Annotated in this window: 10 protein-coding genes and 1 pseudogene; 5 read left to right on the top strand and 6 right to left on the bottom strand. The window is 47.3% G+C overall.

Annotation, left to right across the window (positions count from 1 at the left end; genetic code table 11):
* Nucleotides 1-111: 111 nt before the first annotated feature.
* Nucleotides 112-1,383, bottom strand: a complete 1,272-nt coding sequence (gene purD, locus HMPREF1028_RS09460; protein WP_009312570.1) for a phosphoribosylamine--glycine ligase — start codon at nucleotides 1,381-1,383, stop codon at nucleotides 112-114.
* Nucleotides 1,384-1,541: 158 nt separating this feature from the next.
* On the opposite strand from purD, the gene HMPREF1028_RS09455 reads away from it, so the two are divergent.
* Nucleotides 1,542-1,862 carry a DUF4298 domain-containing protein gene (locus tag HMPREF1028_RS09455; protein ID WP_009312569.1) on the top strand — a complete coding sequence of 107 codons (321 nt, stop codon included), beginning with the start codon at nucleotides 1,542-1,544 and terminating at the stop codon, nucleotides 1,860-1,862.
* Nucleotides 1,863-1,909: 47 nt separating this feature from the next.
* Here the strand turns inward: HMPREF1028_RS09455 and HMPREF1028_RS09450 are convergent, their stop codons facing one another.
* From HMPREF1028_RS09450 to HMPREF1028_RS09430, 5 genes are all read right to left on the bottom strand, one after another.
* Complete coding sequence (locus HMPREF1028_RS09450) at nucleotides 1,910-2,521, bottom strand: YigZ family protein (RefSeq protein ID WP_009312568.1); 612 nt, start codon at nucleotides 2,519-2,521, stop codon at nucleotides 1,910-1,912.
* 62 nt (nucleotides 2,522-2,583) lie between these two features.
* Nucleotides 2,584-3,519 (bottom strand): electron transfer flavoprotein subunit alpha/FixB family protein, encoded by a 936-nt coding sequence (locus HMPREF1028_RS09445; protein WP_009312567.1) that lies wholly within the window; start codon nucleotides 3,517-3,519, stop codon nucleotides 2,584-2,586.
* Nucleotides 3,520-3,529: 10 nt separating this feature from the next.
* Nucleotides 3,530-4,279 (bottom strand): electron transfer flavoprotein subunit beta/FixA family protein, encoded by a 750-nt coding sequence (locus HMPREF1028_RS09440; RefSeq protein WP_009312566.1) that lies wholly within the window; start codon nucleotides 4,277-4,279, stop codon nucleotides 3,530-3,532.
* Between the two features lie 215 nt (nucleotides 4,280-4,494).
* Nucleotides 4,495-5,475, bottom strand: a complete 981-nt coding sequence (waaC, locus tag HMPREF1028_RS09435) for a lipopolysaccharide heptosyltransferase I (protein ID WP_009312565.1) — start codon at nucleotides 5,473-5,475, stop codon at nucleotides 4,495-4,497.
* Between the two features lie 36 nt (nucleotides 5,476-5,511).
* Nucleotides 5,512-6,147 (bottom strand): nicotinamidase, encoded by a 636-nt coding sequence (locus HMPREF1028_RS09430; RefSeq protein ID WP_009312564.1) that lies wholly within the window; start codon nucleotides 6,145-6,147, stop codon nucleotides 5,512-5,514.
* Nucleotides 6,148-6,261: 114 nt separating this feature from the next.
* On the opposite strand from HMPREF1028_RS09430, the gene tsaA reads away from it, so the two are divergent.
* The 4 genes and pseudogenes from tsaA to HMPREF1028_RS09410 form a co-directional block, all read left to right on the top strand.
* Nucleotides 6,262-6,936 (top strand): tRNA (N6-threonylcarbamoyladenosine(37)-N6)-methyltransferase TrmO, encoded by a 675-nt coding sequence (gene tsaA / locus HMPREF1028_RS09425; protein ID WP_009312563.1) that lies wholly within the window; start codon nucleotides 6,262-6,264, stop codon nucleotides 6,934-6,936.
* Between the two features lie 521 nt (nucleotides 6,937-7,457).
* Nucleotides 7,458-7,988, top strand: a complete 531-nt coding sequence (bamE, locus tag HMPREF1028_RS09420) for an outer membrane protein assembly factor BamE (protein WP_009312562.1) — start codon at nucleotides 7,458-7,460, stop codon at nucleotides 7,986-7,988.
* A 9-nt stretch (nucleotides 7,989-7,997) separates the two neighbouring features.
* Nucleotides 7,998-8,429 (top strand): hypothetical protein, encoded by a 432-nt coding sequence (locus HMPREF1028_RS09415; protein ID WP_003766469.1) that lies wholly within the window; start codon nucleotides 7,998-8,000, stop codon nucleotides 8,427-8,429.
* A gap of 588 nt (nucleotides 8,430-9,017) precedes the next feature.
* Nucleotides 9,018-9,280: pseudogene (locus HMPREF1028_RS09410) on the top strand (IS630 family transposase); the annotation flags it as partial.

Here is a 9,280-nt window from a genome sequence, read left to right as displayed (position 1 = left end):
AGGACAAGGCGACGAAGCCGCAGACAGTACAGATAGTACGGCAAGGCGAGGCAACGCCGTACTGGTTTAAAGTTAATCCACTATACGTTTTCAGACGACCTGTTTCTTTGATTAACGGTTGATGGCTTTGTCGGCAATGTCTTTACGGTATTGCATGCCGTCGAAGCTGATTTTTTCCAATGCGCTATACGCCTTGGCTTTGGCTTGAGCCACATCGTCGCCCAATCCTACGACACACAATACGCGGCCGCCGTTGGTCAATACGTCGCCTTTCTCGTTTGCCGTTGTGCCTGCATGGAAAACTTTGCCGATTTGATTGGCAGCATCCAGACCGGAAATAACATCGCCTTTTTTAGGCGTTTCGGGGTAATTTTGCGCCGCCAGCACTACGCCTACGGCAGTTTGCGGGTTCCATTCCGCGGTTACGCCATCGAGTTTGCCGTCTATTGCCGCTTCGACCAAATCCGATAAGTCGCTATTCAGACGACTCATAATCGGCTGGGTTTCGGGATCGCCAAAACGGCAGTTAAACTCAATCGTATAGGGTGCGCCGCTTTGATCAATCATCAAACCTGCGTACAGGAAGCCGGTGAACTCATGCCCTTCCGCTTTCATACCTACCACGGTCGGCAAAATAATCTCGTTCATCGCGCGCTCGTACACGGCAGGCGTTACCACAGGTGCGGGGCTGTATGCGCCCATGCCGCCCGTATTCGGGCCTTTGTCGCTGTCTAAAAGACGCTTGTGGTCTTGGCTGGTCGCCATAGGCAATACATGATTGCCATCAACCATGACGATAAAGCTCGCTTCTTCGCCTTGCAGGAAATCTTCAATCACAACGCGCGCGCCGGCATTGCCCATTTTGTTGCCTAGCAGCATATCGTCAATCGCAGCATGCGCTTCATCCAAAGTCATCGCCACAATCACGCCTTTACCTGCCGCCAAACCATCGGCTTTGATGACGATGGGCGCACCTTTCTGATTGACGTAATCATGTGCAGCATCGGCGTTTTCAAAAGTTTGGTATTGCGCGGTCGGAATGTTGTATTTCTCCATAAATGCTTTGGCAAAATCTTTAGAACTTTCCAGCTGCGCCGCATATTGTGTCGGGCCAAATATTTTCAGCTCTGCGGCACGAAAATCATCCACAATACCCGCCGCCAAGGGCGCTTCAGGTCCGACGACAGTAAAAGCAATATTTTCTTTACGGCAGAATTCAATCAAATCCTGATGCGCAGTCAAGGCGATGTTTTGCAGCTTGGGTTCAATCGCCGTACCGGCATTACCGGGCGCAACAAATACTGTTTCCACTTTGGGCGACTGCGCCAATTTCCAAGCCAGCGCGTGTTCGCGACCGCCATTACCGATAACCAGCAGTTTCATGCCATCTCCTTGACAAATATGTACTTTTAACGAAAACTCGATACAAGGGGACTTTTGTCCCGTTTGAAGAAATTTTAGTGGAATCAAACAAAAGACCGCTTCATTCCACTCTGCAACCTATTTGACTTATCCACGAAATTAAAAAAGGACAAGCAACCATGCAAAAACGTATTGATGAAATCCAAAGCAAATACCGCGAATGGTGTCATCTACTACCGCAATTGGAAGAAGACATCCGGCGTTGGAAACATGCTGTCGCTTTGATTCGCGATATGGACAATTTTTATACCCACGAGTATCAGGCGTGCCATCAAGCCATTGAGGACGGGGCAGAACTGGATTTGAGTACGGAAGGCGAATACAGCATTATGAGTGAGGATGCGTTATGGAACGCGCTGGGCGAATTTCATCAATTGGCCTGGCTATATTTGCGCTCCAGCGTCGATGCCTTAGACAGATATACACAAGAAGATTTATGAGAGAAGAGGTCGTCTGAAATACCATCCAAAGCATTTCAGACGACCTTTCATTCAAAAGGCTTTTCTGTGTTTACTTCAATCTGCCGTGTATTCTTCCAAGCCGCAACACAGGCCTCATAATTTGCCAACGACAAACTGACCGTCAATCGGCAATCCAACTGTAAATCCTGCTCCAATATATCCGCCTGATATTGTTTAGCGATGCGGATCGCTTCATTCAAAAACGGATATTCACATTTCAGCCAAACGGTTTTTTCAATATTCTTTTCAACGACTTCCGCAACTGCCAACGCTTGAGCCGTTGCCTCTTTATACGCATGTATTAGACCGGGAACACCCAATAAAGTACCGCCGAAATAGCGGACGACCACAACCAAAATATCGGTTACGCCCACCGAATCAATCTGCCCTAAAATCGGCCGACCCGCGCTTCCTGACGGTTCTCCATCATCGTTGGCACGAAATTGCATACCATCTACGCCCAAACGATAGGCATAGCACCAATGCCGCGCTTTATGATGTTCTTCCTTTAACGGATCGAGATATTTTTTCACATCAGCCAATGTCCGAATCGGATAGGCAAATGCGATAAAACGGCTGCCTTTATCTTTAAACTCAGCCTGCGTCGGGGAAGTAATGGTTTTATAAGTCGTAATCATGCTGAAATGTTTTCAGACGACCTCATTAATAACAAGGTCGTCTGAACGTTTCACGTGAAACATCAATTTTTCAATGCTTCTGTTAATTGCGGGACGATTTCGAATAAATCGCCTACCAATCCGTAATCGGCCACATTGAAAATCGGCGCATCGGCATCTTTGTTGATTGCGACAATGACTTTGCTGTCCTGCATACCGGCAACATGTTGAATCGCACCTGAAATACCGATTGCAAAATAGAGCTGAGGTGCAACCACTTTACCGGTTTGTCCGACTTGCACGTCATTCGGCGCATATTCGGCATCAACTGCTGCACGGGATGCACCAATTGCCGCACCTAAAACATCTGCCAACGGTGTCAGCACTTCATTGAATTTTTCCGCACTACCCAACGCACGGCCACCGGAGACAATGACTTTTGCCTGAGTCAGCTCAGGACGATCGGAATGGGAGAGCTGACGGTTCACAAAACGGCTCAGGTTTTGAGCAGGGGTCGCTTCAACATTAACCACCTCAGCATGACCACCTTGCGCTAGAGCTGCGTCAAAAGCCGTCGCACGGAAGGTCAGCACCAATTTTTCCGAATCGGCTTGCACGGTTTCAAATGCATTACCCGCATAAATCGGGCGCACAAAAGTCGTGTTATCCACAATCTCAGTCAAATCAGAAATTTGCGGGACGTCTAATAAAGCGGCTACGCGCGGCAAAAGGTTTTTACCGAATGTGGTTGCCGTTGCTGCAACATAGCGGTAATCCGCCGCCAATTTGACAACCAGCGGAGCCAGTTCTTCAGCCAAACCTTCGGCATAATGGGCAGCATCCGCAACCAAAACTTTTTCCACACCCGCTACTTGTTTCGCGGATTCCACTACGGCCGATGCGCCGTTTCCGGCAACCAATAAATCGACTTTACCCAGTTTGGCGGCAGCGGTAACGGCATGCAAAGTGGCAGGATTCAACTGTTTGTTGTCGTGTTCAGCAATAATCAATACGCTCATTTCAGTCTCCTCAAATCACTTTGGCTTCGTTTTTCAATTTTTCAACCAATTCGGCAACGCTTGCTACTTTTACACCTGCCTGACGCGCTTTAGGCTCGGCAAATTTCACCGTTTTCAGACGAGGTGAAATATCCGCAACCAAATCAGCAGGAGCCAGTTTTTCCAAAGGTTTTTTCTTTGCCGCCATGATATTGGGAAGTTTGACAAAGCGCGGCTCGTTCAAACGCAAATCCGCACTGATAACAGCAGGCAGTTTCAATGCGATGGTTTCTTCGCCGCCATCGATTTCCCGCACAATCTGCACTTCATCGCCTTCAATTTGTACTTTGGACGCAAACGTACCTTGCGCCGCATTCAGCAAAGCCGCCAGCATTTGCGCCACTTGGTTGGCGTCATCATCAATCGCTTGTTTGCCCAAAAAGAAAATTTGCGGATTTTCTTTGTCCGCAACGGCTTTCAGCAGCTTGGCAACTGCCAGCGGCTCCAATTTAGTATCGGTTTCAACATGAATTGCACGGTCGGCACCCATCGCCAAAGCTGTACGCAACGTTTCTTCGCATTTCTTTTCGCCCAAAGAAACCGCTACGATTTCGCTTACTTTTCCGGCTTCTTTCAAACGGACGGCTTCTTCCACAGCGATTTCGTCAAACGGATTCATCGACATTTTGACATTGCCGATATCCACATCCGAACCATCGGCTCTTACACGAACTTTGACGTTGTAGTCCACTACGCGCTTTACTGCGACCAGTGCTTTCATTGAATTCTCCTAAAAAGAACGTTGCTTTCACCATCCAGCGAAACCAAACCTTCTTCTCTATAAAATCAAATCCGTTTTTTCTTAAAAACGAATTCATTCAGAAATCTTTCGGATAATGCTTGCCGATTATACCATTTTTAAAGCATTTACTCAGGCTGAAGGATATACATTCCTACACTCAACAAACTGGAAAATGTCATGCCGCTATATCAGTTTCAGACGACCTTTGAGCCTTCATCAGCAGCCACACAATCCATCAACGTTTGATAAACCAAATCCGCAGTTGGAATCTGCCCGATATTGCCCAAATTTTTTGCAATAGCCGAAACTTGAACGCCTGTTTTAATCGGATCAGTATCGGTATAAATACCGATCACAGGTTTTTCCAAAGCATTTGCCAAATGCAGCAAACCGGTATCCACACCGACAATTCCGACTGCGTGTTTCAGCAGATACGCCGCCTGCAATAAATTCATTTTGTCGCACACAATGGCAAATGGCAGTCCGTCTGCAATTTGTTCGGCACGCGTTTTTTCAGTTTCATTTCCCCATGGCAGGTAAACATTGCATTGTTGTTCTTCATTCAGTTTTTGCAGCAACGCCCGCCAGCTTTCCACAGGCCATAACTTACTGTCCCGGCTGGTCGCATGCAAAGCCGCATAATACGGCTGCTCTAAATTTTTCAGACGACCTGCTTCAGGAACAGTCAAGCCGAATACCTGCGTTTCCGGCATTGCATATCCAAATACTTGGGCGAACAGCTCGCGGTTGCGCCAAACGGCATTTTTCCCTTTTGGTACAGCGTATGTTTTCGCATACGCCAACGCAGCCAACCCCTCGCGCGCGCTGTTTTTATTTAAACCATAAATAGGGGATTTTGCCATTTTAGCGAAACACGCGCTTTTAATCAGACCTTGACTGTCCAATACAAAATCAAATGCTTCCTGCCGCAAGACCTGTTTCAGACGACCTATTTCTCGCCAAGTTTCAGCCTGAAAGAGGTGTTTGCGCCATTGCCGCCATTTCATCACATGGATTTTTTTTACGAACGGATGCAGGCGCGCAATATCCGAAAATCCGGCTTCACACAACCAATGCAGTTCCACATCAGGGCATTGTCGCGCCAAATCTTCGATTGCGGGCAAAGTGTGAATTAAATCGCCCATACTGGACAAGCGGACAAGCAAAATTTTCATATTTAGGAAGGGTGTTTCACGTGAAACAATTTTAACTTATTGATTATTAATATATTTTTTAATTTCTTCAGCGTTTTTTAAAATCATTGCACCGGCAGAATGCATTTCCTGCCATGCCGTTTCGATGGTTTCCGGCGCAATGCCCCGACAAGCCGCTTCATTGACGATAACCTGCCAATTGCCGCCTTTGAGCAACTGCAAAACCGTTGTTTTCACACAATAATCCGTAGCCAACCCACCGACAATGACCGTATCCGTATTTTGACAACGCAGCCATTCAATCAGCCCTGTGCTCAGTTTTTCCTCAATATCATGAAAACACGCGCCATAAGGATGCAATTCAGGATCAACGCCTTTCCAAACGCAATAATCGTATTCCTTAGCAGAAGGCAGTCCGTCCAACAATTCATAGCCGCGCGTACCGACCATCGCATGAGCCACCCAAGTCAAATCCGCATCGGGCAAACCTGTCGGCTTTAACATATCAACAGGGTTATCCACAAGCCATTTTGCTGCCGCATGATGCGCATCTTTCGTCATCACGCGCAAATCCGCCAAAGCGGCTTGGGCATTCAATTCTTCAACAATCAAATGCCCCTCGTTTACAGGCAGCTCTTTAGGACACAAAGGCGTAAAAGTTTTTTGTGCATCAACATCAATGGAAACAATCATCTCATCATTTCAAAGCGATTAAAATGCCCTGTATTATAACAAATTACTGCCCAAAAGCGGTAAAACCAGCTGTGATAAGATAACGTTTTTCCGAAAAACTTGTCCACAATACTCATGACTTACACCATCATCCCCATCGCCACCACCCGCTCGCCCTACAAACAGAAATTCGGCGTCGCCCGTCAGCCCGGATTGGTTCCCGCCGCAGAAGTCTGTATCGAGCTGAATCCCGAATTTACCGCAGACAGCGTACGCGGATTGGAACACTTCAATTATGTGTGGATAAGTTTTATCTTTCACGGCGTATTGGATGAAGGCTGGGCACAAATGGTGCGCCCGCCACGGCTCGGCGGCAAACAAAAAATGGGCGTATTCGCCACACGCAGCCCCCACCGCCCCAATCACCTCGGACTATCGCTCTTAAAACTCGAACGCATCGAAACCGGCAAACCCGTCCGCCTCTATTGCAGCGGCGCAGACCTGTTGGACGGCACACCAATTATCGACATCAAACCCTACATCCCCTTTGTCGAATCCAAACCCGACGCCTCATCCGGCTTCGTCAGCGGCAAACCCGAAGAGCTTGAAGTCGTATGGCTGGAAAACATCGGCGCGGAAAATTTATCTGCCAGCACCCAAAACCTGATCAGCCAAAGCATTGCCCAAGATCCGCGCCCCGCCTATCAGAATATTCCCGAACGGATTTACGTCATGAATATAGAGGATTATGAAGTCAGGTTTCAAATTAAGGGAAACCGAGCGACGGTTATCGGGATAAGCGTTGTTTAAATTTTTATAGTGGATTAACTTTAAACCAGTACGGTGTTGCCTCGCCTTAGCTCAAAGAGAACGATTCTCTAAGGTGCTGAAGCACCAAGTGAATCGGTTCCGTACTATCTGTACTGTCTGCGGCTTCGTCGCCTTGTCCTGATTTAAAGTTAATCCAATATAGTATCCGCTCCCATTCAAAAAGGTCGTCTGAAAACCAAATTACACGGCGAAATATGGTTTTCAGACGACCTCTTCAAAAAATTGGCATAAAACTTGCATGAAATTCAACCGAGAAATTCACGTTTCACCCAAAATTTGATTAAACATCAAAAGAAACAACCAGTAACGCGATTTTACCCGTGCCAAACACACGCTTGCCTGAAGACGATATACCATTGCTTTCATTTATGTCCGTATGAAATTGTTACAAAGTGACAATAAATGTCAACAGAATGAAAACGGCGGCACACGGATAATATCGAATCTTGACCATGCAACGGCGGCCTGATTGAAATTGCCGCAACAAAAAAGGATTAACCATGAAAACGTCCCGCATCGCCAAAACCGCCCTTTACCTCGCTGCCGCAGCCGTACTGTCCGCCTGCGCCGGCAAAAGCCACGTTAAAGCCGACGGAACGACGGACAACCCCGTCTTTCCCAAACCCTACTCCGTAACCTTCAACAAAAACCAAGGCACATTCCCTACCGCCGATGAACTCGAACAGATGAAACCAGGTCTGAGCAAAGACGACATCTACAAAATCCTCGGCCGTCCGCACTACGATGAAGGTATGTTCGGCGTGCGCGAATGGAACTATCTCTTCCACTTCCGCACTCCCGGTGTTCCCGCCAATCCCGATATCGGCTCCAACGTAGAAGGCATTACCACTTGCCAATACAAAGTCTTGTTCGACAAACACAAATACGCCCGCAGCTTCCATTGGAAAGCCGTCTTCCCGGAAGATGCCGTCTGCCCGCCCGTACAAGAAGTTGCCCCACAACCTGCGCCCGAACCTCAAATCATCATCCGTGAGGTTGTGCCCGAAACACCCCACCGCATCCGCAGATAATAGGAAACCATGTTGAAAAGAATCATCCTCGGCGTATCGCTGCTGGCAGGGCTGAACAGCTTTGCAGCAGCCGATGCCGCCAAAGAATACATGCAACGCAAAAAAGTCATCGTCAACACCGCCAAAGCCGAGCTGTGCTTTGCCGACGATGGCCAGTGCCACCCCGTACTCATCGGTAAAACCACGCCAAAAGGCAAATTCGACATGCAGTTGATGAAGACTTCCAAACCCGGCTACGGCGGCGAAGTCATCGGCTTCAAGCAGGAAAAAGACTTCCTCTTCGCCCTGCACCGCGTTTGGACACTCAAACCTTCCGAACACCGCATGAAACGCATTGCCTCTGATGTTGTCTCTGACCGCATCATGACCAACGGCTGCATCAATGTAACTGACAAAGTGTATGACAAGCTGCGCAATTACTTCGTTTTGGAAGTGATTTGACGGGCTATTCCGCGTAACAAGGATGCAGAAAGGTCGTCTGAAACCCCAAATCTCAGGGTTTTCAGACGACCTTTTTATAGTGGATTAAATTTAAATCAGGATAAGGCGACGAAGCCGCAGACAGTACAGATAGTACGGAACCGATTCACTTGGTGCTTCAGCACCTTAGAGAATCGTTCTCTTTGAGCTAAGGCGAGGCAACGCCGTAATGGTTTAAAGTTAATCCACTATATTTAATCAAAGCGAATTTTATTCAATGAACACTTTAGATAAACCAAATCCATAGCGTGGGCTTTGCCCACGAAACCTACCGTTTAACCATTCGAATGGGGTGGTTGTCCTTGCATTTTATTTCGTGGGCAAAGCCCACGCTACACGTTGCTGCAACGGCAATCTGTCCCTTCCTCTGTCCTGCTGGGGAAGGTTAGAATGAGGGTGGCTTTATGGTTTTAGGTAAAATCAAATTCATGCAACTTGTAGAACCACCTTCTCCCCCAACCCTCTCTCATCTGATGGAAGAGGGAGTAGATTGAAGGTATAATCAATTAAAAACAAAATAGTACAATACTCAACTTTGAAGGTCTAACCATGGCATACTCTGCGGACTTAAGAAACAAAGCTTTAAACTATTACGAACAATGCAAAAACATCAGCCAAACCGCAGCAACGTTTAACTTGTCAAGAAACACGCTTTACCTGTGGATTCGCCTTAAAAAACAAACAGGCAGCCTAAAACATCAAGTTACCGGTCTAAATGCCGTCAAATTGGATAGGCAAAAACTGGCTCAATATGTTGAGCAACACCAGGATGCCTATCTACATGAAATCGCCAAACATTTTGATTGTACGCC

It is taken from the genome of Neisseria sp. GT4A_CT1, from assembly GCF_000227275.1.
Classification (GTDB): Bacteria; Pseudomonadota; Gammaproteobacteria; order Burkholderiales; family Neisseriaceae; genus Neisseria.
The sequence above is the reverse complement of the archived record's forward strand: the minus strand, read 5'-3'. Positions and strand labels throughout refer to the sequence as shown.

Bases quoted from the DNA above. Each gene is read 5' to 3' on its own strand.
- HMPREF1028_RS09440 (WP_009312566.1), bottom strand. From the start codon at position 4,279: ATGAAAGCACTGGTCGCAGTAAAGCGCGTAGTGGACTACAACGTCAAA.
- HMPREF1028_RS09455 (WP_009312569.1), top strand. From the start codon at position 1,542: ATGCAAAAACGTATTGATGAAATCCAAAGCAAATACCGCGAATGGTGT.
- tsaA (WP_009312563.1), top strand. From the start codon at position 6,262: ATGACTTACACCATCATCCCCATCGCCACCACCCGCTCGCCCTACAAA.
- HMPREF1028_RS09445 (WP_009312567.1), bottom strand. From the start codon at position 3,519: ATGAGCGTATTGATTATTGCTGAACACGACAACAAACAGTTGAATCCT.
- purD (WP_009312570.1), bottom strand. From the start codon at position 1,383: ATGAAACTGCTGGTTATCGGTAATGGCGGTCGCGAACACGCGCTGGCT.
- waaC (WP_009312565.1), bottom strand. From the start codon at position 5,475: ATGAAAATTTTGCTTGTCCGCTTGTCCAGTATGGGCGATTTAATTCAC.
- HMPREF1028_RS09415 (WP_003766469.1), top strand. From the start codon at position 7,998: ATGTTGAAAAGAATCATCCTCGGCGTATCGCTGCTGGCAGGGCTGAAC.
- HMPREF1028_RS09430 (WP_009312564.1), bottom strand. From the start codon at position 6,147: ATGATTGTTTCCATTGATGTTGATGCACAAAAAACTTTTACGCCTTTG.
- HMPREF1028_RS09450 (WP_009312568.1), bottom strand. From the start codon at position 2,521: ATGATTACGACTTATAAAACCATTACTTCCCCGACGCAGGCTGAGTTT.
- bamE (WP_009312562.1), top strand. From the start codon at position 7,458: ATGAAAACGTCCCGCATCGCCAAAACCGCCCTTTACCTCGCTGCCGCA.